Below are 24,106 nucleotides of genomic sequence, written 5' to 3'. Positions count from 1 at the left end.
GGCTGCGCGCATCTCTCGCGCGCTGGTCCGGCACCGCACATGCCGTGGTGTCGGGCCGCTAGCCCGCAGCCACCTCACGCGTCCGGTTCTCATACATCTGCCGAACCACCTCCCTTCTCGTGTACCGACAGCCTAAGAAGGACCCGGGACGCACTCAACTGTTTTTTCTTGCGGGAACAGGGTGTGGGCTGGGTCACGTTCCAGTTGAATGAGGTCCAGTGAGGGAACCGGGCGCCGTATGTACAGGCGCGGACGCAGTCTCCAGGGGGTCGAGGTGAGTGCTTCGCGGCGGAGTGGGGCCACGGACGAGCTGGGGCCGGACGAGCCCGGTGAGCCGGGCTCCGATCTGCTGGCCGCACTGCTCGACGGGATGGACGCGGCCCTGTGCGCGTTCGACGCCGACGGGGTCGTCACGCACTGGAACCGGGAGGCCGAGCGGATCCTCGGCTGGACGGCCGCCGAGGCCGTCGGGCGGCACGGGTTCACCGGCTGGGCGGTGCGCAGCGCCGACGCCGAGGAGGTGCAGGCCCGGCTGATGTCGGCGATGCACGCCCCGGGCCGCCAGGTGCACGAGTTCGCGCTGGTCACCAAGGACGGCGGGCGGGTGCTCGTGCGCACCCAGTCGGCCGCCGTGCGCGGGCCCGACGGGAAACCGGCGGGCGTGTACTGCGCGTTCAGCGAGGTGCACGCGCAGATCGACCTGGAGCGGTCCATCGCGCTGAGCGAGGCCCTGTTCGAGGACGCCGCCTGGGGAGTCGTCCTCGTCGACGCCGATCTGCGGCCCGCCGTGGTCAACGCCTACGCGGCGCGGGCGCTGGGCGTCGGGCGGACCTCGGCGCTGGGCCGGCCGCTCGGCGAACTGCTCACCCAGGGCGCGCAGGAACTGGAGGGCGCGCTGACGCACGTCCTGGCCGAGGGCGCGCCGCCCGCCCCCGCCGAGATGTGGGTGGCCGTGCGCACCCCCGACGGCGAGCGGCGGCGCTGCTGGCGCAACGGGTTCCTGCGGCTGGCCTCGCCGCTCGCCGAGGAGCCGGTGCCGCTCGGCGTCGGCTGGCTGTTCCAGGACGTCACCGAGGCCAGGCAGGACCAGCAGGAGGCGGCCCTGCTGCGGTTCCGGTCGAACCAGCTGCACCGCGCGGCCCGGGCCGCCGCCGAGTGCGAGGATCCGGCGGAGGCGGCCGTCGTCCACCTGGACTTCGCCCTCGCCGGGTTCGCCGACCACGCCCTGGTCGACCGGCTCGCGGACGGCCCGCGCGCGGAGGGCGAGGGGGAACCGGAGCCGGTCCGGCTGGTCCGGCTCGCCGCCACGCCCGCCGGCGCGCCGGGGCCGAGCCTGCTGACGGGCGCGGCCGGGCTGCCCGTGCGCTACCCCGAGGGGCACCCGGCGCAGCAGTGCGTGCGGCGGGCCGGGACCGTGCGCGCGGACGCCGGTGAGCTGCCGGCCGAGCGGGCCCGGGAATGGGCGCTGGAGCGCCAGTGGCCCGGCGACGCGGTGCACGCGCTGTGCGCGGTGCTGCGCAGCCGGGGGCGGACGCTGGGCGTGGTGACCTTCCTGCGCGGCGCCGGCCGCAGCCGCTTCGAGCGGGCCGACATCGCCTACGCCGAGGACGTCGCCGTACGGATCGCCGCGGCCCTGGACCTGGCGGACGCCGCGCGGGAGCGGTAGGCGCCCGCGGCGCGGTCAGCGGCGGTAGAAGATCCGGTCGCCGTACCGCGTCATCACCCGGCCGTTCCACTCGTGCCCGCCGTCGACGTTGCCGGAGCGCAGCAGCGGCGGTTCGATGCCGCGGTCGGCGAGCGCGGCGGCGGTGGTCGCCATGACGGCCTGGAGCAGCGCGGTGGTGACGACCGTGGAGGCGGGCGCGAAGGGCGCCGGGATGGTGTCCAGGGTGAGTTCCGCGTCCCCTACGGCGATCTTGGAGTCCAGGACGATGTCGCAGTGGTCCTTCAGGAAGGTGCCCGAGGAGTGCCGGGAGGTGGTCTCGGCCGCGTACGCCACCGAGGTCACGCCGATGACCTTCAGGCCGCGGGCGCGGGCGCCCAGGGCCATCTCCACGGGAAGGGCGTTGCGCCCGGAGAGGGAGACGATCACCAGGGCGTCCCCGGCGCGCAGCGGTGAGGTGTCCAGGACGGCGCCGGCCAGGCCGTCGACCCGTTCGAGGGCGGAGCCGAGGGTGGCCGGGGTGACGTCGACACCGACGACGCCGGGGACGGCGAGCAGGTTCATCAGGGCGAGGCCGCCCGCGCGGTAGACGACGTCCTGGGCGGCCAGCGAGGAGTGCCCCGCGCCGAACGCGAACAGGCGGCCGCCGGCCGCGACCGTGTCGGCGAGCAGGGCGGCGGCCGCGTCGATCGCGTCGGCCTCCTCGTCGCGGACCCGTTGCAGCAGGCCGATGGCGGCGTCGAAGAACAGGTCGGCAGGCGTGCCGTCGCTCATGCGGTGCCCCTTCGCAGCGTCTGTGTCGCGGATCACGGTGCGGTCTGGACCAGCGCGGTGTCAATACGGCCGGGGCAGGTTCGGCCGGGTCCCGGCGCCGTACCGCCCGGCACTCGCGCGGCCGGCCTTCCGAACCCGCCTCGGGCGCCCGTCACGGCCCGTGCCGCACGGCCGCCCCGGCGGCCGTCCGTACGCCCCTTCGTGACGGCCCCGTTTCCCCGGTGCCGCACGCTTGTCAGCGGGATCCGGCAGAATTGATGTCCAGGGGGGCCGCGCACGCGCCGGGCTGCCGGCAGAGGTAATCGAGGGGCACGTATGTCCGGACTGATCGACACCACGGAGATGTATCTCCGCACCATCCTCGAACTCGAAGAGGAAGGCGTCGTCCCCATGCGCGCCCGCATCGCGGAGCGGCTGGACCAGAGCGGGCCGACGGTGAGCCAGACGGTGGCGCGGATGGAGCGCGACGGTCTGGTGTCTGTGGCCAGCGACCGGCACCTGGAGCTCACGGAGGAGGGGCGCCGGCTGGCGACGCGCGTGATGCGCAAGCACCGCCTGGCCGAATGCCTGCTCGTCGACGTGATCGGGCTGGAGTGGGAGCAGGTGCACGCGGAGGCGTGCCGCTGGGAGCACGTGATGAGCGAGGCCGTGGAGCGGCGGGTGCTGGAGCTGCTGCGGCACCCCACCGAGTCGCCGTACGGCAACCCCATCCCGGGCCTGGAGGAGCTGGGGGAGAAGGACGGCGCGGACCCGTTCCTGGACGAGGGCATGGTCTCGCTGGCCGATCTGGACGCGGGGACGGACGGCAAGACGGTCGTCGTCCGCCGGATCGGGGAGCCGATCCAGACGGACGCGCAGCTGATGTACACCCTGCGCCGGGCGGGCGTGCAGCCCGGTTCGGTGGTGAGCGTGACGGAGTCGCCCGGCGGTGTGCTGGTGGGCAGCGGCGGCGAGGCGGCCGAGCTGGAGGCGGACGTCGCCTCCCATGTGTTCGTGGCCAAGCGCTGAGGCGGGGACGGGACGGGCAGGGGCCCCGGCGCCGTGCGGCGCCGGGGCCTCGTCCTCCCCTGTGCTGACCCGGAGCCCCGAGCTCTCAGGGTCATCCCCCACGGACCGGCTTTTCCCCGAGCGGTCCGCCTCCTGACAGAAAGATCCCCTCACACACGGCGATCATTCATCACGCCATGTCACTCAAATGAGGGGTGTTGTTCGCGAAAACAGAGCTTTCGAGTCTCTGTTCGACGAAGAGGGCGGGCCGGCTAGCGGTCCCGTCCGCACGCGTAGGCCAGCGCCGGGATCAGCTCCTCCGCGTCCGGCAGCCAGCGGTTCGCCGGGGTCGGCCGCCGGGCCCACTGCACGGCGCCCCGCGACCCGAACCGGGTGGGCGGCGCCGCGACGTACGCGCCCTCGCCCAGCGCCACCAGGTCCAGTGACGGCGGCGACCAGCCCAGCTTCCGCACCAGCGACGCCGCCTTCGCCGACGCCCCCGGCAGCACGAGGAACTGCATCCGCCGGTCCGGGGACAGCGCGACCGGCCCGAGCGCCAGCCGCATCCGCTCCATCCGGGCGAGCGCGAGGAACCCGGCGCTCTCCGGCACGGACAGCGCCTCGAACGTCCGGCCCGTCGGCAGCAGGATCGACGCCGTCGGCTGCTGCTGCCACATCCGGCGCGCGACGGTCGCGCTGCCGGTCGCCAGGGTCGCCCAGTCGGGGCGCGCGGGGTGCGCACCCGGCGCAGGGCAGGCGGCCTCACCACAAGAGCAGCGCTGCGTGCCGTCGGCGGTCTCCAGCCAGGTGCCCGGCACGACGTCCCAGTGCCGTTCCTCGGCGTAGCGCACGGCGGTCTCCAGCAGCGATGTCCCGCGCTGCCGCGGAATCCGGCCTGCCGTCTGAGTGTCCTGGGCGCCCGCGATCGTCTCTTCCACGCCCCACTCAACTCCCGTGTCCACCTGGAGTTACGGCCCAGGGCGCGCGCGGGGAGGAGCATCGGTCCGGCGGTCGGGGCGCATGGAGGCACGGTCGGGGGCGCGCGCGAGGAAGCGGGGCGTGGGCGGGGTAGCCAGGGAGTGGGCCGGCGTCCTCCATTACTTCCGGCAAACCGCATATGTCGCGCATTGACGGTATGTCTACTGGGCAGTGATCGTCCCGTCCGGGTCGACCGGGACGGAGCCCCGGGCTCCGCAGGGTCGCACCACACACTCCAGGGGACCGCAACGCAGGGGGTAAGCACATGGCCGCAAGGCCTCTCGTCGCGAGGCAGCCGAACGAACGGCTGCAGGCACTCATCCAGGAAGCGGGGTGCTCGAACGCCGGGCTGGCCCGGCGGGTCAACATGTGCGGCGCCGAGCACGGCCTCGACCTGCGCTACGACAAGACGTCCGTGGCCCGCTGGCTGCGCGGCCAGCAGCCACGGGGCCGGGCCCCGGCGATCATCGCCGAGGCGCTCGGCCGCAAGCTGGGCCGTACGGTCACGATCGACGAGATCGGCATGGCCAACGGCAAGAACCTCGCCTCGGGGGTCGGCCTCCAGTTCTCGCCGACGGTACTGGGAGCCATCGAGCAGGTCTGCGAGCTGTGGCGCAGCGACGTGGGGCGCCGGGACTTCCTGTCCGGCTCCTCCGTCGCCGCCTCCGCGCTGGTCGAGCCCAGCCGGGACTGGCTGATCTCGGCGCCGGACACCCAGGTGGCCCGGCAGGCGGGCCCGCGCGTGGGCCAGGCCGACGTGGCCGCCGTACGGTCCATGACCCAGGCGCTGGTGGAACTCGACCACCAGTACGGCAGCGGGCACGTCCGCCCGGTCGTCGTGCACTACCTCAACAGCGTGGTGTCCGGGCTGCTCGCGGGGTCCTACCGCGAGGCGGTCGGCCGCGATCTGTTCGCCGCCGTCGCCCGGCTGACCGAACTGGCCGGGTACATGGCCGTCGACACGGGCCAGCCCGGCCTGGCCCAGCGGTACTACATCCAGTCGCTGCGCCTCGCACAGGCCGCAGGTGACCGCGGATACGGCGGGTACGTCCTGGCCGCCTCCATGAGTCACCTCGCCGCGCAGCTCGGAAACCCGCGCGAGATCGCCCAGTTGGCGCGGGCGGCGCAGGAGGGAGCGCGCGGGCACGTCACCCCGCGCGCGGAGGCGATGTTCCACGCCGCCGAGGCGCGCGGGCACGCCCTGCTCGGCGACGCGCGCGCGGCACAGGCGGCCGGCGGGCGGGCGGTGGCGGCGCTGGACCGCGCGGACGACGCCGACGGGGACGACCCGGTGTGGATCGCCCACTTCGACCAGGCCTATCTCGCCGACGAGCTGGCGCACTGCCACCGCGACCTCGGGCAGCCCGAGCAGGCGGCGCGCTACGCCGAGCAGTCGCTGGCCGGGCATCCCGCCGCCCGGGCCCGCCGCCGCGCCATCGGCTATGTGCTGCTCGCCACGGCCCAGGTGCAGCAGCGCGAGGTCGAACAGGCCTGCAACACCGGCATGAAAGCGGTGGAGTTGCTGGAGACGCTGCGCTCCAACCGGGGTGCCGAGTACCTGGACGACCTCCAGCAGCGCCTGGAGCCGTTCCGGGAGGAGGCGGTGGTACGGGAGTTCGGGGCGCGCCTCGAACTCCAGCAGGCCGCGTGAACACCGGCCCCGCGCGCCCACCGCGTCGCGGGGCGGTGTCGTCGTCACCGTCACGGCGGGAAAGGCCACGCCCTGAGCTGCGTGGCACCTGCCTCGGGGGACCCGGTAGCGTGTGCCGACGATTCACAAGGTCCCCCATTAGTAGGAGTCCCGGTGACGCAGAGTGGACAGGGCGAGGAGCCGTCGGCGCGGCCCGCGCGCGAAGGCATCGTGCTGCCCTCCGACGGAGGCGAGCCCCTGCTGCCGGGCACGACCGCGCCGCCCGGGCCCGCCGCCCCGGCCGGCGGCCAGGGCTGGGACGGCTCCTGGGGGCCGGGACGGCAGGCGCCGGGGCAGGACCAGGGCCTGCCCCCGGCGGCGGCCCCCCAGTGGACCGGCCCCGGGCAGTCCCCGTCCGCGGGCCCCGGCCCGCTGCCCCCGGAGGGCGCCCCGGCCCCGTCGTACGGCGGCCAGGCGCCCGGGTACGGCTATCCCCACGCCGGCCGGCCCGGCCCCGACGCCTACGGCGCGCCCGCGCAGCCCGCCTACGGCGCGCCCGGCCCGTACCAGCAGCCCCAGCCGCCGTACCCGGGACAGCAGAACCAGCAGCCGTACCCGGGACAGCAGAACCAGCAGCCGTACCAGGAACAGCAGCCCCAGCCGCCGTACCAGGGGCAGCCGTATCCGGCGGCGCCCGCCGCGCCGCTGCCGCCCGCCGCGGGGGCCCCGCTGCCGCCGCCGGCCGACGCCGCGACGCAGTACCTCCCGCCGGTTCCGGCCCAGGGCGGCGACGAGGGCGCCACCCAGTACATCCCGCCCGTGCAGGCCGCACCGGCCGACGGCGCCACGCAGTACATACCGCCCGTCACCCCGGGGCCCGGCGGCCCCGGCGCCGACGCGGCCACCCAGTACATCCCGCCGGTGGCCGCGAGCGCGCTGCCGCCGGAGTCGGGTGCCGAGGAGACCCGCTACCTCGGCCGGGCGTCCCGGCAGCCGGGGCCCGCGCCCTCCGACGCCGAGGCCACGCAGTACATCCCGCCCTACGCCGCCGAGACCCAGATCCAGGCGCCGGTGCCGGCGCAGGGCGCGGACCGGCAGCCGCCCGCCGAGTTCGACAACCTCTTCCGCGGCGGGCCCGCGGGCGGGGACGGCCCGGCCGGCTCCACCCAGCAGCTCCCGCGCGTCGAGCAGCCGGACGCCTACCCCGGCGCGGCGCCGCCGCCGTACCGCGCGGCGCGGCCGTCGTACGACGAGGACGGGCCGGCCGAGGGCGGCGGGCGGCGCGGCGGCCGGTCGCGGGTGCCGCTGATCGCCGCGGCCGCCGTGGGCCTGATCGTGGTGGGCGTGGGCGCCGGCGCCCTGCTCGGCGCCGGCGGCGGGGGCACGGACGGCGACACGGCCGGGGACGACAAGCCGGTCACCGCCGCGTCGGCGACCCCCTCGGCCCCCGCCTCGCCCACCGTCGACCCCGCCCGGCAGCAGGCGGTCGAGCTGGACAAGCTGCTCGCGGACAGCGGCAGCAGCCGGGCCGCGGTGATCCAGGCGGTCGCCGACGTCCGCACGTGCGACAACCTCGACCGGGCCGCCGCCGATCTGCGGGACGCGGCCCGGCAGCGCGGCGAGCTGGTCACCCGGCTGAACAAGCTGCCCACGGACAAGCTGCCCGCGCAGGGCCCGCTCAGGGACGCGCTGACCAGGGCCTGGCAGGCGTCCGCCGCGGCCGACAACCACTACGCGGCCTGGGCCGACCAGGCCAAGGGGCGCAAGGGCTGCCACAAGGGCCAGGCCCGCTCCACCGGCGAGACCCAGGCGGGCAACCGGGAGAGCAAGACCGCGACCGAGCAGAAGGGCAAGGCCGCGCCGCTGTGGAACGCGATCGCCCGGCAGTACGGCCTGACCGAGCGCCAGCCCACCCAGCTGTGAACCGCGTGACGGGTCCCGGCGCCGGGGCCCGTCACGCCACGTCGGCCCGCTCCAGCACCGGGGTCATGTCGGCGACGCCGTTCCTGTCGCCGATGCGCTGCCCGGCCGCGACCAGCCGGCCGTCCCGGACCACCTGGAGGGTGACGTCCGCGTTGACCAGCCGCGGGAAGCCGACCGAGGCGAGCCGGCCCGCGTAGGGCCAGCTCAGGGTCGGGGTCAGGCCGTTGGTGGAGATCCGCAGGCCGTCGTTGAGGGTGCGCCGCACGGTGTCGGCGCTCACCTCGCCGTCGCCGATCCTCTCCAGGACGGCCCGCAGCACGGTGTAGGCGATCCACGTGGTCTGCACCCCGGCGTCGGCGGGGTCGATGCGGTCGTCGTCGAAGGCCGCCTCGCTGATCACCTTCTTCATCGGGCCCCAGCGCGGATCGGAGGCGGCCGGGTACCAGCCGGTGACGTACGCCCCCTCGTACGGCCCGGACGCCCCGCCCGTGGCGTTGATCACCGTCTGGTCGACGCTGCCGAGCACGGTGGCCGTGCGCACGTCCGGGTGGTTCGCGCGGGCCCGTCGGAAGGAGTCCATGAAGGTGTTCGTGCGGTCGCCGAGCGCGGGCACCACACAGCCCTCGCGGGCCGGGTCCCCGGTCGCGTGGCGCAGCGCCCGGTCCGCCTGGCCGCCGTACTCGGTGGCGTCCTCGGCGGCGAGCTGGTCGCCGGCGTCCGCGTGCCCGCCGGCCTTCAGGCCCGCGTCGAGCAGCACCGGCAACTGGTCGCCGGCGATGCTGTCGGGGCGGACCAGGGCGACGTTTCCGCAGCCCGCCGCGAGGGCTCTGCCGAGGCCGGCCAGCAGGGCGGGCTGGCCGCCGTTGACCGGGTAGGACATGGAGCCGGTGAACTCGTCGTTGGTGACGCCGTAGCCGCCGATGTAGGGGATGCCGGCGCCCTCCAGCGGGGCGAGGTAGGAATCGCCGAACTGGCTGTAGGAGCCGACCACCGCGACCGCGTCCTCGGCCGCGGCCCGCTTCGCGCACCGTGCCGCGCCCACGCTGTCGTTGTGGTCGTTGCAGGTCAGCACCTTCAGCTCGCGGCCGTTGATGCCGCCGTGCGAGTTGACCCACTTCGCGTAGGCGAGGGCCATCGCGGGCATGCCGGGCTTGTTGGTCGCGTCGGTGTCCTGCGGGGCCCAGGTCATCACCGTGACCGGGTCGTCCCCGGAGCCCCCCGTGGCACCGGGGACGAGTCCGCACGCGGCGGTGAACGACGCGCACAGGGCCATGGCGCCCGCGGCGAGGGCGGCGGCCCGGGCGGGGCCGAGGAGGCGGGAAGAGGCGGGAAGGGTGGTGCGAGTGCGTCGCCTGCCGGTCATGCACCCGCACGATTCCCTCACACCGCTAACCCGGGAGTGACCCACGGTCAATGAAAGGTGACGCGGGGGTGAATTACGGGGTCCGCTGGGCCCGGGGCGGCGCGGAACGTACGATCGGTGACCGTGCAAGGTTCGGAGAACTCTTCCCGTCGCGGCCGCCGCTCCTCCACCATGGGCGGCATGCCCCTGAACGACATGCCGTGGTGGCGGTGGCGCAGCAATGTGCGCTCGGCGCTGCACATGCTCTCCGACCCGGTGTTCCAGCGCGAGGTCTGGCTGGCCGGCGTGGACGGCTACGGCGACGTCACGGACGCCGTGTACCGGCTGGTGGAGGACACCTGGCTGGACAACTGGTCGGCGGAGAAGTACGTCGGCACCATATTCCGGGACTCGCAGGAGGCGGCGCTCGTCGACACCGCCGTGCTGCGGGTGCTGCGGATCATGCACGAGGTCGGCCCGGACGCGCCGGTCGCCGCGTACCTGGACCACCCCTCCTGGCCGGACGCGGTGCGGGCGGCGCGGGACGCGCACGTGCGGATGTCGGTGAGCGACGGGGAGGACCCGGACACGGCGCCGAAGAGCCTTGAGGTCCTGCGGATCCTGACGCGTTCCGCTTAGCGGGCGGCGGCCCGGGCGGGGCGGCCGGTATGGGACCCTGTACTGCATGACCGATCAGTCCGCTTCCGCCGCCGCCCCGGCCGACCAGTACGTCCTGACGCTTTCCTGCCCGGACAAGCAGGGCATCGTGCACGCCGTGTCCAGCTATCTGTTCATGACCGGCTGCAACATCGAGGACAGCCAGCAGTTCGGCGACCACGACACGGGACTGTTCTTCATGCGCGTCCACTTCTCGGCCGAGGCGCCGGTGACGGTGGAGAAGCTGCGGGCGAGCTTCGCCGCGGTCGGCGACTCCTTCCACATGGACTGGCAGATCCACCGGGCCGACCAGAAGATGCGCATCCTGCTCATGGTCAGCAAGTTCGGGCACTGCCTGAACGACCTGCTGTTCCGGGCGCGGATCGGCGCGCTCCCGGTGGAGATCGTCGGTGTGGTGTCGAATCACACCGATTTTGCAGAGCTGGTGGGTTCGTACAACATTCCCTTCCACCACATCCCGGTCACCAAGGACACCAAGTCCGAGGCCGAGGCGAAGCTGCTGGAGCTGGTGCGCGAGGAGCGGATCGAACTGGTCGTGCTGGCCCGCTACATGCAGGTCCTCTCGGACGACCTGTGCAAGCAGCTCAGCGGCCGGATCATCAACATCCACCACTCGTTCCTGCCGAGCTTCAAGGGCGCGAAGCCGTACCACCAAGCGCACGCGCGGGGCGTGAAGCTGATCGGCGCGACGGCGCACTACGTCACCGCGGACCTGGACGAGGGGCCGATCATCGAGCAGGAGGTCGAGCGGGTCGGGCACGGTGTGACGCCGGACCAGCTGGTGGCCATCGGCCGCGACGTGGAGTGCCAGGCGCTCGCCCGGGCCGTCAAGTGGCACGCCGAGCGGCGCATCCTGCTCAACGGCCGCCGGACCGTGGTGTTCGCCTGAACCCGGGCGCCCCGGGCGGCCCTCACGGCTGCTCGGGCACCGTGAAGTAGCGGGCGAAGGCGGGGACGGCGTCCCGCTCGTCGATCCCGCCGTCGCCGTCGGTGTCGAGCGCGGCGGCGGCCGTCTCGGCGGCCCCGGCCGGCACGCGCAGGGCGCGCAGGACGCGGGCGGCGTCGGGGACGGTGATCCGGCCGTCGGCGTCCGTGTCGGCCACCGCCAGGGCCGCGTGCAGGAAGGGCCGGGCGATCTCGGCGAACCGGTCGGGGTTGTCGCGCAGCCGCTTGACCGCGCCGGTGACGAACTCCTGGCGGGTGATGCGCTGGTCGCCGTCCCGGTCGGCGATGCCGGCCATGCCCTGCCAGAACGCCTCCGCGCCGGCGTACAGCGCCTGGCCCGCGGCGGAGCGGGCGGGCACGGCGAACTCGGCGAGCAGCGCCTTGGCCGCCGCGTTGAAGTCCGCGCGGTCGATGTAGCCGTTGCCGTCCTGGTCGAAGCCGGCGAAGCGGGCGGCGATCCGGCGTTCGTACTCGGTGCTGACCATGTGGGGGGCCGCCTTACGTGTGCGTCGTACGTGTCGTACATGGGGGGTCCGCGGGACCGCGCGGGTCCGGGGGCCTGGCTGGGAGCGTACGACGCCGGTGGCCGCCGGATGGCGGAAAACCGACGACTGCACCAAGACCGGGGAAATTCCGCGACAACGCCGTGGCCGCGCCGGGGCGTCGTCCCGTCCGGCGGGCGCTCAGGCGGACAGCGGCCCGGCCTCGTCGGTGGTCGCGGAGTCGAGGTCGGGGTGGACGTCGAAGAGGCGGCGGACGCCGAGGGCGCCGAGCACCCGGTTGACGTGCGAGCCGTCGACGGCGCCCCGGTCCGGCAGGATCAGCCGCAGCCGGCCCTGGCAGGAGCGGATCAGCCGGCGGGCGGCGATGAGGACGCCGACCCCGCTGGAATCGCAGAAGAAGACGTCGGAGAGGTCCACGACGAGGCTGTGGTGTCCCTCGGCGACGGCGTCGTGCACGTGCTGGCGCAGCACCGGCGAGGTCATCAGGTCCAGTTCCCCGGACACCCGGAGCACGGCCCACTGGCCCTGTTCGACGCCGGTCACCTTGAATGCCACGGCCCTGCTCCTCCGCTCGCCGGATGTCCCGGAACCGCCCGGAAACGGAAGCAGTTCCTACGTTTCCTTTCGCGCGGCTGCCCACCGGCCGTTCCCTGAAACGTGAGGCCGCAAACGGGGGTTGATCGATAAGGGTCGTGTTTCAGTCATCAACGATCGAGTTCGATCAAGCAGGCTCAAGCCCTGCGTGAAGGTTGTGTGAAGAGGGCACTATCACGAGAAGGGGCTCCAGGGGCGCACATTGGCACAAAGGAGCGTGCCCTGTCAGAGTGCCCGACTACATTCGAGAGGACGGGGCCGGCCGGCCCGGTGGCCGGGCACGGCGAGGGGAGGGGACCGCGTGGGCAGGAACGACCTGTCGCCCCGGTGGGACCGCAAGATGCAGCAGCGGCTCGCCCGCGGCGAGGCGGCGGCCCTCGGCGAGATGTACGACCGGTTCGCCTCCCTGGTGCACCACCTCGCCCACCGCGTGCTGGACGACGAACCGGCCGCCGACGCCGTCACCCGCGAGGTCTTCGCCCACGTCTGGGAGCACCCCGAGGGCTACGACCCCAAGGAGGGCCCGCTGCGCTCCTGGCTCGCCGAGGTCACCCAGCGGGTCGCGGTGCGACGGCTGCGGGACCGCGCGGAACGGGAGCGGCCGCGGCACGAGGAACCGGAGAGCACGGTGCGCCGCGCCTCGGTCGCCGCCCGCGCCGACTACATCGTCCACTCCATGCCCGCCCCGCTGCGCGCCGCCCTGGACCTGGCCTACAACCAGCGCCGCGACTACCGCCAGACGGCGCGGGACCTCGGCGTCACCGAGGACGAGGCCCGCCGCCGGCTCCGCCTCGGCCTCCAGCTCCTGGCCACCGCCCACGACGCCGCCACCCCGCCGGGATACCGGGGTGCGGTGTGAGCGGCCCGGACCGCTTGGGGGCGACGCGCGGGAACGCCCACGGCGTCGCCGGCGACCACCGGGACGGGGAGGAGCCGGGGGAGCACCGGGAGAGCGGCTCCGGTGGCCGCCGCGACCCGGACGGTCCCGGTGGCCGCTTCGGGCCGCCGGGCGGTGCCGACCGGAGCGCCGGACGGTCCGGGGCCGTGCCCGGCCCGCGGATACCCACGCCCCGCGCCTCCGTGGAGGACAGCGGACTCGCGCTGACCGGCCTCGCCGACCTGGGGGACCTCGCACCCGTGCCACCGCTCGACCTGCCGCACGACGTACTGAAGTCGCTGCTCGGTGCCTGGGCGCTGGCCGCCTGCTCGGCCGCGGAGACGGCGGCCGTGGAGAACCACCTGGGCGGCTGCGGCTCCTGCGCCGACGAGGCCCGCCGGCTGCGCGAGGCGGTCGGCCTGCTGCACCAGCCGGAGAGCCTCGACCTGGACCCCGGCCTGCGCACCCGCGTCCTGGAGAGCTGTCTGCGGCGCCGGCCGCCGCGCATCCCGGTGCCCGACTGGGCCGCGCCGTACGACGCCGAGACCGCCCGGCTGGACGCGCTGCTCCAAGACTTCGGGAAGGCGGAGTGGGAGGCGCGGGTGGAACTGCGCTGGTTCGAGAACGACACCCCGGCGAGCCGTCGTACGACCGTCGCCGGGGTGATGGCGCACCTGCTCGCGGTGGACGGGCTGATCGCCGCCGCGCTCGGGCTCCCGGACCCGCTGGCCGGGCTCCCCGGCGCGGCGGACCAGGGCGCCCCGGGACCGGCCGGCCGCACGGAGGCGTACTGGCGGACCGCGCACCCGGCGCCCCCGCACGCGGTGCGCGGGCCCTGGCGGGAGCAGAGCCACGCGCTGGTGCGCACGGTGTCCTTCACCGGCGGCCACACCGGCGGACTGCCGGTTGCCTACGGCGACTTCACGCTGCCGCTGCACGACGCGATGCTGGACCGCGCCTTCGAGTGCTGGGTGCACGCCGAGGACATCGCCCAGGCGGTGGACTACCCGTACCCGGTGCCGACGCCCCGGCATCTGCACCGGATGATCGCCTTCGCGGCCCGCGTGCTGCCGACGGTGCTCGCCGGGCGCCGCCGCGCGGGCCTGTCCGAGCCGGGCCGCAGCACCCCGCACCTGGTGCCGGCCGGCGCGCCCGGCCGCAGTCTGCGGCTGGAGATCGAGGGCGACGCCGGCGGCGAGTGGCTGATCCCGCTGGACTCGCCGGCGGCCCGGGGCTCCGCGGAACTGGAGGTGGCCCATGTGGTGCTCGACGGCGTGGAGTTCTGCAGGCTCGCCGCGGGCCACGTGTCCCCGGAGGACGCCGCGGCGGGCCAGGACGGCGACCGCCGGGCGGTCCGCGACGTGCTGTACGCGGCGGCGAGCCTCAGCCGGATGTGACCGGAGGGGTCCGGTCGGGGGCGAGCGGCCTCAGAAGCGGCTGCCCGGGCCCGGCAGGTCCCGGGATCCCGGCAGGGGCAGCGGGAGCAGGCCGGTGCGCCCGGCCGCCTCCGGCGCGGCCTTGCAGGTGGTGTCCCCCGACGGCAGCTTGCCGGTGGTCAGGTAGGCCGTGGCCGTCTTGTCGGCGCACGACTTGGTGCCGTAGACGCCGTGCCCGACGCCCCCGGCGACCGTGACCATCTTCGCGCCCTTCATGGCGCGGCGCAGGCCCTGGCCGCTGGTCAGCGGCGTCTGGGGGTCCCACTCGTTCTGCAGGATCAGCGCGCGGACGGTGTTGTCCACCTTGGTGGTGCGCTCGCCGCCGGTCTTCCAGAAGGCGCACGGCTTGATGGAGGAGCCGAAGTCGCCGTACAGCGGGTACTTCTCCTTGTCCCGGATCGCGTCGGTGCGGTACCGCCCGGGGTCACGCGGCCAGTCGCGCTGGTCGGCGCACAGGACGGACCAGAAGGCGGCGTCGCCGTTGTCCTCGGGCGTGGCACGGGCGAACGACGGCGGGAGGGGCGCGGGCGTCCTGAGCCCCCGCCCGGCGGGCTTGCCCGCGGCGGCCTTCTTCAGCGAGACGATCCACTCGGCGCCGTCCCGCACGCTGAAGAACGTGGGACGGCTGAAGGAGCGGATGTCGTCCCCGGTCATCCGCATGCCGTCGAGGTCGATCGGCTTGCGGTCGGCCTGGGCGACCAGGTCGTAGAAGGTCTTGCGGACCGCCTCGGGCGTCGCGCCCAGCCGGTAGGCGGAGTGGTGGCGGGCGGTCCACTCGGTCCAGCGGGCGAAGGCGGGTTCGGCGCCCTCCGCCCAGACCTGGATCATGCCGCGCCAGACGCGGGCCGGGTCGACGGCGCTGTCCAGCACGAAGCGGTCGGTGCGCCCGGGGAACATCTGCGTGTAGACCGCGCCGAGGTAGGTGCCGTACGAGTACCCGAGGTAGGAGATCCTCTTCTCGCCGAGCACGGCGCGGATCACGTCCATGTCGCGGGCGGTGTTGCGGGTGGAGATGTGGCGGAGCTTGCCGCCCTGCCGGGCGTGGCACTTCTCGGCGACGGTCCGGGCCCACGCCACGTCCTTGGCGAACGTCGCCGCCTTGTAGGGGCGTTCCCAGTTCCGTTCGCTGTCGGTCAGGCCGCAGCCGACCGGGGAGCTCTCGCCGACGCCCCGGGGGTCGAAGCCGACGAGGTCGTAGGTGTTCTTCACGGACTTGGGCAGCTCGCCGCCCAGGAACAGGGGCATGTCGAGGCCGCTGCCGCCCGGCCCGCCCGGGTTGAGCAGGAGCACGCCCCGGTGGTCCTTCCTGGTGCTCGTCTTCCACCTGGATATCGCGAGGTCGAGCTTCTTGCCGCCCGGGCGGCTGTAGTCGAGCGGCACCTTGACCGTGGCGCACTGGAAGGCGGCCGGCGCGTCCGGGGCGCAGCGGTGCCACGCCGGCTTCTGCGTGAGGTACCGGCCGAGCGGGTCGGTGGCGGCGTAGGCCGTGGCCGTGGCCGTGGCCGGGAGGAGCACGGGAACCATGACGGCGGCGGCACCGGCCGCCAGCAGGGAGGCGGTTCTGCTGCTTCGCACGGGTGGAGGTCCTTCGGTCGGTGGACAGGGAACCCGTCCACCCTGTCGCGCGCGCGAGCCGGACGAATCCTCCCTGGCGGCGGGGTTTCTGACGCCTCGGTCGGAGACGGCGCCCGGCGAATGGTCCCGGAGTCGGACAACCGCGTCGCGCTTCCCGCCGTCTTGTCCAGGAGGTCGGAAAAAGCATCCGAGACCGGTGCTTGAGCCCGTCGCGCGGCGAAGCCTTGGCCCACGATGTTACGGATCGTGGCAATCGTTGGTTACGGAGCGTCGACAGCCGAGGGTGCCGTCCGCCGGAGTCGTCACGGTCCGCGAGCACCCGGCCGCTCGGGTACCGTGAGGGAGGGCGCGAGGGTCCGCGCACCCGGGTCCGGCCGGAGCCGCCCCCGGGGTGATGCCGGACCGCGCGGCGCCCGCCGCTGCTCGCACGGCGGTTGGGGCCGTGGCCCCGGGTTTGTTCGACTCGGCGTCAAGAGCGTCGCACAGTATCCCTCACACGTACTCCTTCGCGCGGGAATATGCCCGAAGCGCTTGTTGGCGTGACTGTCAGTCAACCATGCTGTGCAGTAAGGGAGTCACATTCCGTGACTCTCGGCTCTGGTCGTTGTCCTGGCCATGCAGAAAATGGCTACGATCGTGGCCCTCGTCGTGATCGTCGCCGCGGCGGACGCCGTGGCGCGCGGATGGCGTGGGGTCATGTGTCCGCCGGTTCGGATGGTGTGAGCGGTGCAGGTGCTTCGAGTGCAGCTGGAGATCCGGCCCGACCCCGCGGAGGTGGGGAGGGCCAGGCGGTGGGCCCGCTCGCGGCTGGCCGGGTCGGGGATAACGGCCGACGAGCCGCTGGCCGAGACCCTGATCCTGCTCGTCTCCGAACTGGTGACCAACGCCGTGGTGCACACGGGCCGGCCGGCCGTGCTGCGGCTCTGTCTGCCGTGCGCGGCCGCCGGGAGCGGCGCTGCGGCCGGGGCCGGCGCTGCGGCCGGGGGCGGCGCGTCGGACCCGGTGCGGGTGGAGGTCGCCGACACCAGCGACCGGGCGCCCCAACCCCGGTGCGCCGGCGACGACGCCACCGGTGGGCGGGGCCTCGCCCTCGTGGAGTGTCTCGCCGACCGCTGGGGCTGGAGCCCCGAGGGCGCCGGCAAGAGCATCTGGTGCGAACTGGACCGGTGTTCACCGCCCCGGCGGGGCGCGGCGCTGGCGTACGGAGGCGGACTGTCCGCGTACGAGGGGCTCGCCTTCGAAGCGGTGTAGCCGAGCGCCCGCCGCTCCTCACCGAACCGTCCCGCGCGCACCGGCGCCGCCGGTCACAGGACCGCCGCCGGTGCCACCGGCGTGCCCGTCGCACCGGCGAAGCGCCCGGCCGCCGCCGGCAGCCCGAACGCGCACCGGCCGCTTTCTCCACAGGCTGTGGACAACTTTCGGGATCCCGCCTCCGGGCCGCGGCATGCCCGTCTCCATCAGGCGCGGGGCGTGCGCGGGCGGCCCACGGATTCTCGGTCGCGGGCGGGAAGATCTCAAAAGCGAGCGTGTCGTCCGCGACCGCGCCCCCTCGCACACGTGGCCCACTCCGGGCGGCGCCCCGGCGCCCGGCTCCGGGCATCCGTCAGGGCGCGTGCGGTGACGGAACGTCAGAAGCGCGGGTACGGGCCCCGGTCACCGCCGACGGCGAAGGGGCGGGGCGGAGTTGTCCACAGGCTCCGGAAATGGGGGAGGCGGTTGTCGGTGCCGGCCCCTACCGTCGGGGCATGAGCTACCGCGATGTCCTCTCCCGGCGGGTCCTGACCTGGGCCGTGGTGGCCGTCGGCGCCCGGATGCCGGTGGCCATGGCCCCGCTGGCCCTGGTCTTCCTGGTCCGCGAGCGCCCCGGCGGCTACACGCTGGGCGCGGCCCTGGCCGCCGCCTACGTCCTCGGCGAGATCGTCGGCGCCCCCGTCCTCGGCATGCGCCTGGACCCCGCCCGGGCCCGTCCGCAGCTGGCCGCCGGCCTGGCCGCGGGCGCCGCCGGCTTCGCCGGCCTCGGGGCGTTCGCCGGCGCGCCCGCCGCGCCGCTCGCCGCCTTCGCCTTCCTCGCCGGAGCCGGTCCCGCCGCGGCGCCCGGCGCGCTGCGGGCCCAGCTCACCTCCCTGGTCCCCCGGCACGCGGCGGCCCAGGCGCTCTCCGTCGAGTCGATGCTCACGTTCGGCGTCTGGGCCGTCTCCCCGGCCGCCGTCACCGCGCTCGCCCTCGGCGTCGGCCCACGTCTGCCGCTGCTGCTCGCGGCCGCCCTGATGGCGGCCTCCGCGCTGGGCCTGTGGCTGCTGCCGGCCGGCTGGGCGGCGGAGCCGGACGGACCCGGTGCGCGGGGCGTCTCCAAGCTGCGCGTACTGGCCGGCGCCTGGCCGGTGTACGTCACCGGCGCGGCCGGGCTGTCCCTGCTGTCGCTGGCCGAACTGGTCCTGCCCGCCCTGCTGGAACAGCGCGGCATCGGCGTCGGCTGGGCGGGCCCGCTGCTGACGGTGATGTCGGTGGCCTCCGCCGTCGGCGCCTTCGTGTACGGACTGCGCTCCTGGCCGGGCCGGCTCGCCACCCGCAGCGTGGTGCTGATGGCGGGGATGTCGGCCGCGGTGTGCCTGGTCGCCCTGATACCCGCGGTGCCGGGCATGGCGGTGGCGCTGGCCGCCGCGGGGCTGCTCCAGTCCGGCGCGCTGCTCACCCGCAACCTGTCGCTGCGCGAGGCGCTGCCGCCGCACGCCCTGGCGGCCGGGTACTCGGTCATGTACGCCGCCGTCGGCGCCGGATACGCGGCCACCGGCTCGCTCGCCGGTGCCCTGCTGCCGCTCACCACGCCCTCGACGGCGATCCTGGCGGGCGTGGCGCTCACCCTGCTGCTGACGGCGGTGGGCTGGTGGGGCGAGCTGCGCGCCGGCCGGTCAGCGCGGGGTGCCGGTGCCGGTGCCGTCGTGCCGCTCGGCGCCGCCGGTGCGGAAGGTGCGCCGGTAGGCGGTGGGGGTGACGCCCAGCGCGGCCTGTAGGTGCTGGCGCATTGACTGGGCCGTGCCGAAGCCGGACTCCCGGGCCACCCGGTCCATCGACAGCGCGGTGGACTCCAGCAGTTGCCGGGCCCGCTCCACGCGCTGCCGGGTGAGCCACTGCCCGGGACTGATGCCGGTCTCCTCGCGGAAGCGGCGGGTGAAGGTGCGTACCGACATCGCCTCCTGGGCGGCCATGTCCCGCAGCTGGATCGGCTCGTGGAGCCGGCCGAGGGCCCAGGCGCGGGCGGTCGCCGTCGTCGCGCGCCGCGGATCGGGCACCGGGCGCTGGACGTACTGGGCCTGACCGCCGTCCCGGTGGGGCGGTACGACCGTGACCCGGGCGACCTCGTTGGCGACCGCCGTGCCGAAGTCGCGGCGCACCAGGTGCAGGCACAGATCGATCCCGGCGGCCACCCCGGCCGAGGTCAGCACGTCGCCGTCGTCGATGAACAGCACGTTGGCGTCCACCTCGACCCGGGGGAACAGCCGCTGGAACCGCTCGGCGTCCGCCCAGTGCGTGGTGGCCGGGCGGCCGTCCAGCCGGCCGGCGGCGGCGAGGACGTAGGCGCCGGTGCAGATGGAGGCGAGCCGGGTGCCGGGGCGTACATGGGAGAGGGCGCCGGCGAGTTCGTCGGTGAGCCGCCCCTCCTCGTAGACCGGGCCCAGTTCGTAGGAGGCCGGGATGATCACCGTGTCGGCGGTGGCCAGCTCCCGTGGGCCGTGCGGGACGTCGATGGAGAAGTCGGCGTCCGTCCGGACCGGGCCGGGCGGACGGACGGAGCAGGTCACGACCTCGTACAGGCGCCGGCCGCGCGCGTCACGGGGGCGGCCGAAGATCCGGTGGGGGATGCCCAGTTCGAAGGGCAGCAGGCCGTCCATGGCGAGCACGGCGACCCGGTGCGGCCGGAACTCCCCCTCGTCGGTCATGGCCCGATCCTAGCGAAGGATGTCCTTCGGGCCACTCGATGGGGCGGGTGGGAAAACCGGAGGCTCGGGAGGTGACTCAGACAACCCAAGCCGCCCCCGTCCAGGCCCCGCCCGCCCGGCGCCGCCGCCGTGTGCACCGCGCGTGGTTCGTCGCCGCCGTCACGTTCGTCACGATCACCGGCGCGGCGGCCTTCCGCTCGCTGCCCAGCCTGCTCATCGACCCGCTCCACGGGGAGTTCGGCTGGTCGCGTGGCACGATCGGCGCGGCCGTCTCCGTCAACCTGGCCCTGTACGGGCTGACCGCGCCCTTCGCCGCCGCTCTGATGGATCGTTTCGGCATCCGGCGGGTGGTCGCCGCCGCGCTCACCGTGATCGCACTCGGCTCCGGCCTGACCGTGTGGATGACGGCGCCCTGGCAACTGCTGCTGTGCTGGGGCCTGCTGGTGGGACTGGGCACCGGCTCCATGGCGCTGGCGTTCGCCGCGACGGTCACCAACCGCTGGTTCGCCACACGCCGCGGACTGGTCAGCGGCATCCTCACCGCGGCCTCCGCCTCCGGCCAGTTGGTCTTCCTCCCGCTGCTGTCCTGGGTCGTGGAGGACCACGGCTGGCGCCCCGCCGCCGTCACGGTGGCGCTGACCGCGCTGGCGGTGGTCCCCCTGGTCTGGCTGCTGCTGCGCGACCATCCGGCCGACGTGGGCGACAGGCCGTACGGCGCCGCGGAGTTCGTGCCCAAGCCGCCGCCGGCCGCCGGTGCCGCCCGCCGCACGCTCACCGTGCTGTCCCGCTCCGTGCGCACCGGCACCTTCTGGCTGCTCGCCGGCACCTTCGCGATCTGCGGCGCCTCCACCAACGGCCTGGTGCAGACCCACTTCGTGCCCGCCGAGCACGACCACGGCATGCCCGTGACGACGGCGGCCTCGCTGCTCGCGGTCATCGGCGTGTTCGACGTCGCCGGCACGATCGCCTCCGGCTGGTTCACCGACCGGTTCGAGCCGCGCCGCCTGCTCGCCGTCTACTACGCCCTGCGCGGGCTGTCCCTGCTCTTCCTGCCGATGCTGCTCGGCCCCGCGATAGAGCCCTCGATGATCTTCTTCATCGTCTTCTACGGACTGGACTGGGTGGCCACCGTCCCGCCCACCCTCGCCCTGTGCCGCGAGCGGTTCGGCGAGGACAGCGCCATCGTCTTCGGCTGGGTGCTCGCCGCCCACCAGGTCGGCGCGGCCCTCGTCGCCTACCTCGGCGGCGTCGCCCGGGACGTCTTCGGCTCCTACGACCCGGTCTGGTACGCCGCCGGCACGCTGTGCGCGGCGGCGGCCCTGATGTCCCTGGTCATACGCCGCACCGCCCCGGCCGCCGCGGCCCCCGCCGTGTCCTGAACCCGGGGCCGGGCTCGGAACGGGGCGGCGGCCTCTCCTACCGGCGCGGCTCGGCCGTCGGCGAGCCGGGCGAAGGCAACGGCCCGGAACGCCGGCGTCGCGGGGCCGGCCGCGCCACCCGCTTCGCGACCGCCTTCGCGATCCGCCCCGCGTCGATCGCCAGCTCCCGCAGCATCCCGCTGATCGGATTGGTGAACCCGGTGAAGTACAGGCCGGGCGCCCGCGGCGAGGTGCGGCCGCCGTGCACCACCGGCCGGCCGCGCCCGTCCAGCACGCCCAGATGCCCGACCAGGCCCTCCAGCGCGCGGACGTACCCGGTGGCCGCGATCACCGCGTCCGGTGTGATCCGGCTGCCGTCGGCGAGGACCACCGTGCCGTCCTCGAACGCCTCCACGGCGGCCACGACCTCCACCGCGCCCCGGCGGACGGCGTCGATCAGACCGGCGTCCTGCACCGGGATCGCGCCCTGCCGCACCCGGCTGTACAGGCCGGTGTCCGGGCGCGGCAGCCCGTGCGCGGACAGGTCGGGGGTGCTCAGCCGCCCCACCGGCCCCGCGAGCCGGTCCACCAGCCACACCGGCAGCCGCCGGACGAGGACCCCGGTGTACTGGGCGGGCCAGCCGAGGGTGGAGCGGCGCAGGATGTGCGGCGGCGTGCGCACCGCGAGGCGCACCCGCGCGGCCCCGCCCTCCACCAGGTCCACGGCGATCTCCGCGCCCGTGTTGCCGACGCCGACGACGAGCACGTCCCGGCCCCGGTACGGCCCGGCGTCGCGGTAGCCGGCGGCGTGCAGCAGCTCGCCGCCGTACTCCTCGCGGCCCGGCCAGTCGGGCAGCCGCGGGGTGTGGTTGTAGCCGGTGGCGACGACCACCGCGCTGCCGGTCAGCTCCCGGCCCCCGGAGGCGTGCAGCAGCCACCCGGTGCCGTCCGCGGCCGGTTCGACGCGGTGCACCTCCACCCCGGTGACGATCTCCAGGTCGTGGTGCTCGGCGTACTTCTCCAGGTACCGCACCACGTTGTCCCGGGACACCCAGCGCCCGAACCTGCGGGGCATGGGCAGGCCGGGCAGCGCGGACAGCCGCCGGGTGGTGTGCAGCCGCAGCCGGTCGTAGTGGCCGCGCCAGGAGGCGCCGACCCGGTCGGCCTTCTCCAGGACCACCGCCCGCACGTCCCGCTCCCGCAGCGCCCGGGCGACGGCCAGGCCGCCCGGTCCGGCGCCGATCACGTAGACCGGGGGGTCGGCGGGGGCCGGCGGGCGGCGGACATCGGCGGGGCGGGAGGCGGCCATGAGCGGGAGCGTAATCACCCACCCGCTTGATGGGTCTCGGTCAAGACCGGAATTGGTTGCGGATTGATCACGGGTGTACGGGAAGGGTGCGCGGGCCGTGAACGGAACCGGCTCAGTCCCACGGGTCCGTGAAGGACCGGCCGGGCACCGGCTTGGCGATGAGCGCGACCGGGATGAAGAAGTTCACCTGGCCGATCACGAACATCAGGGTGGCGAGGGCCTTGGGCTCGTAATGCTCCGCCGCCCGCGCGTACAGCTCGTCGCCGACCCGCTCGCCGGACGCGGCCGGCCGGAGCACCGCCTCCGCCAGGGCCAGCGCGGCGCGCTCGGCGGGGGAGAAGTACGGCGAGTCCCACCAGGACGCCACCGAGGCGATCCGCTCCTCCGGCTCCCCCGCCTTGCGCAGGAAACCGGTGTGCAGCACGGTCAGGTAGGTGCTGCCGACGATCTGGCCGGCGCGCAGCTGGACCAGGCCGATGGTGGCACGCGGCACCGAACCGTTGCCGGTCACCCGCCACAACGCCGCCGACACCTCCGCCAGTTCGGGCACGAGCCGCGCGGGGTCCTCGGGCATGCGCGGCACCATCGGGACCTCCGCCGTGATCGAACGCTTCTCCATCGCCGTCTCCTCGGGCCGTTCCGTCGCTGTCACCTCCCTGACGGACGGCGGCGCCCGAGTGTGACGGTCGGCGGGGACGGACCGCTCACGGCCACAACAGCGTCCTGCTCCAGCCGAATCCGGTACTGCGGTACTCCAGGCGCACGTGCCGCCGCGCCGGGTCCCCCTGGAAGAACTCCACCGTCTCGGGGCGCAGCCGGTACAGCGTCCAGGTCGGCGACGGCTCCGCCGGGTTCTCCCGGGCCCGCTCCCAGGCGGCCTCCGAGGCCCGGCGCAGTTCCGCCAGGGAGTCCAGCTCCTCGCTCTGCCGGCCGGTCAGCGCGGCGGCCAGCGCGCCGGTGGACCGCGCGTGCAGGTCGGCCTGGCCCTCCTCGGGCGGCGCGGGAACGACCGGCCCCCGCAGCCGCACCTGGCGGCCCAGCACCGGCCAGTAGAAGGCGAGGGCCGCCTGCGGCCGGGCGGCCAGCGCGCGGCCCTTGCGGCTCGTGGCGTGCGTGGCGAAGGACCAGCCGTCCGCGTCGGCGCCGTGCAGCATCACGATCCGCACGTCCGGCAGGCCCTCCTCGTCGGCGGTCGCCAGCGACATGGTGTGCGGCTCCTGCTGCCCCGCCGCCACCGCCTCCGCGAACCAGCCCGTGAACAGGGCGAGCGGGGTGGGCGGGGCGGTGTCCGGGTCGAAGGGCGGCAGCCGGGTGACGTCGGGGTCCCAGACCCGCAGCGAGCGGAGCAGTTCGTGAAGATCGTCCTGTGCCATGGGGCGAGTATCACCGCTGAGCCCGCGCTCACTCCCGCCGCGCCCGTGTCGGGCCGTCCGCTGTGGGGAGCGGAAGCAGCCGCCGGTGCCCGGGACCGCGCCCGGCCGGGGCGGGGCGACCGGGCCCGTGCCCGCCGCTCCCCGGCCGTCCCGCCGGACCCCGCCGCACCGGCACCGCCGGAGGACGGCCGTACCCGGCTCCCGGCCGCGTCCGGCACCGGCC

General features: G+C 74.9%; 21 protein-coding genes. 11 read left to right on the top strand and 10 right to left on the bottom strand.

Annotated elements, in window-relative coordinates; translation table 11 throughout:
• The first annotated feature begins 274 nt into the window (after positions 1–274).
• Positions 275–1,666, top strand: coding sequence for a PAS domain-containing protein (locus ACZ63H_RS09870; RefSeq protein ID WP_469863297.1), 1,392 nt, complete (start codon positions 275–277; stop codon positions 1,664–1,666).
• Positions 1,667–1,681: 15 nt separating this feature from the next.
• Here ACZ63H_RS09870 and ACZ63H_RS09865 read toward each other — a convergent pair whose 3' ends face one another.
• Positions 1,682–2,437 carry an SIS domain-containing protein gene (locus ACZ63H_RS09865; RefSeq protein WP_467943967.1) on the bottom strand — a complete coding sequence of 252 codons (756 nt, stop codon included), beginning with the start codon at positions 2,435–2,437 and terminating at the stop codon, positions 1,682–1,684.
• A gap of 315 nt (positions 2,438–2,752) precedes the next feature.
• Between ACZ63H_RS09865 and ACZ63H_RS09860 the strand changes: the two genes are divergently transcribed.
• Positions 2,753–3,445, top strand: coding sequence for a metal-dependent transcriptional regulator (locus ACZ63H_RS09860; RefSeq protein ID WP_030611974.1), 693 nt, complete (start codon positions 2,753–2,755; stop codon positions 3,443–3,445).
• Positions 3,446–3,696: 251 nt separating this feature from the next.
• On the opposite strand, the gene ACZ63H_RS09855 is transcribed toward ACZ63H_RS09860, so the two are convergent.
• Positions 3,697–4,362 (bottom strand): bifunctional DNA primase/polymerase, encoded by a 666-nt coding sequence (locus ACZ63H_RS09855; protein ID WP_469863296.1) that lies wholly within the window; start codon positions 4,360–4,362, stop codon positions 3,697–3,699.
• Between the two features lie 305 nt (positions 4,363–4,667).
• Here ACZ63H_RS09855 and ACZ63H_RS09850 point away from each other — a divergent pair, with 305 nt between their 5' ends.
• On the top strand, positions 4,668–6,053 hold the full coding sequence (locus ACZ63H_RS09850; protein WP_469863295.1) for a transcriptional regulator: 1,386 nt from the start codon (positions 4,668–4,670) through the stop codon (positions 6,051–6,053).
• Between the two features lie 153 nt (positions 6,054–6,206).
• Entirely contained in the window at positions 6,207–7,955 is a 1,749-nt protein-coding gene (locus tag ACZ63H_RS09845; protein ID WP_469863294.1) for a hypothetical protein, read from the top strand.
• Positions 7,956–7,986: 31 nt separating this feature from the next.
• Here ACZ63H_RS09845 and ACZ63H_RS09840 read toward each other — a convergent pair whose 3' ends face one another.
• Entirely contained in the window at positions 7,987–9,318 is a 1,332-nt protein-coding gene (locus tag ACZ63H_RS09840) for an ABC transporter substrate-binding protein (protein WP_469863293.1), read from the bottom strand.
• A 117-nt stretch (positions 9,319–9,435) separates the two neighbouring features.
• On the opposite strand from ACZ63H_RS09840, the gene ACZ63H_RS09835 reads away from it, so the two are divergent.
• Positions 9,436–9,936 (top strand): SCO4402 family protein, encoded by a 501-nt coding sequence (locus ACZ63H_RS09835; RefSeq protein WP_467934438.1) that lies wholly within the window; start codon positions 9,436–9,438, stop codon positions 9,934–9,936.
• Positions 9,937–9,982: 46 nt separating this feature from the next.
• Positions 9,983–10,864: a formyltetrahydrofolate deformylase gene (purU, locus tag ACZ63H_RS09830; protein ID WP_469863292.1), complete on the top strand. Its 882-nt coding sequence runs from the start codon at positions 9,983–9,985 to the stop codon at positions 10,862–10,864.
• Between the two features lie 22 nt (positions 10,865–10,886).
• Here the strand turns inward: purU and ACZ63H_RS09825 are convergent, their stop codons facing one another.
• Together ACZ63H_RS09825 and ACZ63H_RS09820 are read right to left on the bottom strand one after the other, a co-directional pair.
• Positions 10,887–11,405, bottom strand: a complete 519-nt coding sequence (locus tag ACZ63H_RS09825; protein WP_469863291.1) for an EF-hand domain-containing protein — start codon at positions 11,403–11,405, stop codon at positions 10,887–10,889.
• Between the two features lie 198 nt (positions 11,406–11,603).
• On the bottom strand, positions 11,604–11,978 hold the full coding sequence (locus ACZ63H_RS09820; protein WP_318202867.1) for an STAS domain-containing protein: 375 nt from the start codon (positions 11,976–11,978) through the stop codon (positions 11,604–11,606).
• Between the two features lie 379 nt (positions 11,979–12,357).
• On the opposite strand from ACZ63H_RS09820, the gene ACZ63H_RS09815 reads away from it, so the two are divergent.
• Entirely contained in the window at positions 12,358–12,876 is a 519-nt protein-coding gene (locus tag ACZ63H_RS09815) for a sigma-70 family RNA polymerase sigma factor (protein WP_469863479.1), read from the top strand.
• Entirely contained in the window at positions 12,873–14,291 is a 1,419-nt protein-coding gene (locus ACZ63H_RS09810) for a zf-HC2 domain-containing protein (RefSeq protein WP_469863290.1), read from the top strand. Before ACZ63H_RS09815 ends, ACZ63H_RS09810 begins: the two co-directional genes overlap by 4 nt.
• A gap of 30 nt (positions 14,292–14,321) precedes the next feature.
• Here ACZ63H_RS09810 and ACZ63H_RS09805 read toward each other — a convergent pair whose 3' ends face one another.
• Entirely contained in the window at positions 14,322–15,905 is a 1,584-nt protein-coding gene (locus tag ACZ63H_RS09805; protein ID WP_469863289.1) for an alpha/beta hydrolase, read from the bottom strand.
• A gap of 741 nt (positions 15,906–16,646) precedes the next feature.
• Between ACZ63H_RS09805 and ACZ63H_RS09800 the strand changes: the two genes are divergently transcribed.
• Positions 16,647–17,156: an ATP-binding protein gene (locus ACZ63H_RS09800; RefSeq protein WP_469863477.1), complete on the top strand. Its 510-nt coding sequence runs from the start codon at positions 16,647–16,649 to the stop codon at positions 17,154–17,156.
• A 494-nt stretch (positions 17,157–17,650) separates the two neighbouring features.
• Positions 17,651–18,916 carry an MFS transporter gene (locus tag ACZ63H_RS09795; protein ID WP_469863288.1) on the top strand — a complete coding sequence of 422 codons (1,266 nt, stop codon included), beginning with the start codon at positions 17,651–17,653 and terminating at the stop codon, positions 18,914–18,916.
• On the opposite strand, the gene ACZ63H_RS09790 is transcribed toward ACZ63H_RS09795, so the two are convergent.
• Positions 18,815–19,843 (bottom strand): GlxA family transcriptional regulator, encoded by a 1,029-nt coding sequence (locus tag ACZ63H_RS09790; RefSeq protein WP_469863287.1) that lies wholly within the window; start codon positions 19,841–19,843, stop codon positions 18,815–18,817. The two genes, ACZ63H_RS09795 and ACZ63H_RS09790, sit on opposite strands and share 102 nt — an antisense overlap.
• A gap of 71 nt (positions 19,844–19,914) precedes the next feature.
• Between ACZ63H_RS09790 and ACZ63H_RS09785 the strand changes: the two genes are divergently transcribed.
• Positions 19,915–21,222, top strand: coding sequence for an MFS transporter (locus tag ACZ63H_RS09785; RefSeq protein WP_469863286.1), 1,308 nt, complete (start codon positions 19,915–19,917; stop codon positions 21,220–21,222).
• A 37-nt stretch (positions 21,223–21,259) separates the two neighbouring features.
• On the opposite strand, the gene ACZ63H_RS09780 is transcribed toward ACZ63H_RS09785, so the two are convergent.
• The 3 genes from ACZ63H_RS09780 to ACZ63H_RS09770 form a co-directional block, all read right to left on the bottom strand.
• Complete coding sequence (locus ACZ63H_RS09780) at positions 21,260–22,510, bottom strand: flavin-containing monooxygenase (protein ID WP_469863285.1); 1,251 nt, start codon at positions 22,508–22,510, stop codon at positions 21,260–21,262.
• Between the two features lie 112 nt (positions 22,511–22,622).
• The gene (locus tag ACZ63H_RS09775; RefSeq protein WP_469863284.1) at positions 22,623–23,129 is read right to left on the bottom strand and encodes a carboxymuconolactone decarboxylase family protein; all 507 of its coding nucleotides are present in this window, start codon (positions 23,127–23,129) and stop codon (positions 22,623–22,625) included.
• An 85-nt stretch (positions 23,130–23,214) separates the two neighbouring features.
• A complete protein-coding gene (locus tag ACZ63H_RS09770; protein WP_469863283.1) occupies positions 23,215–23,883 on the bottom strand; it encodes a pyridoxine/pyridoxamine 5'-phosphate oxidase in 669 nt (222 codons plus the stop codon).
• Between the last annotated feature and the right edge of the window lie 223 nt (positions 23,884–24,106).

It is taken from the genome of Streptomyces sp. NPDC104831 (genome assembly GCF_055583025.1).
The sequence above is the reverse complement of the archived record's forward strand: the minus strand, read 5'-3'. Positions and strand labels throughout refer to the sequence as shown.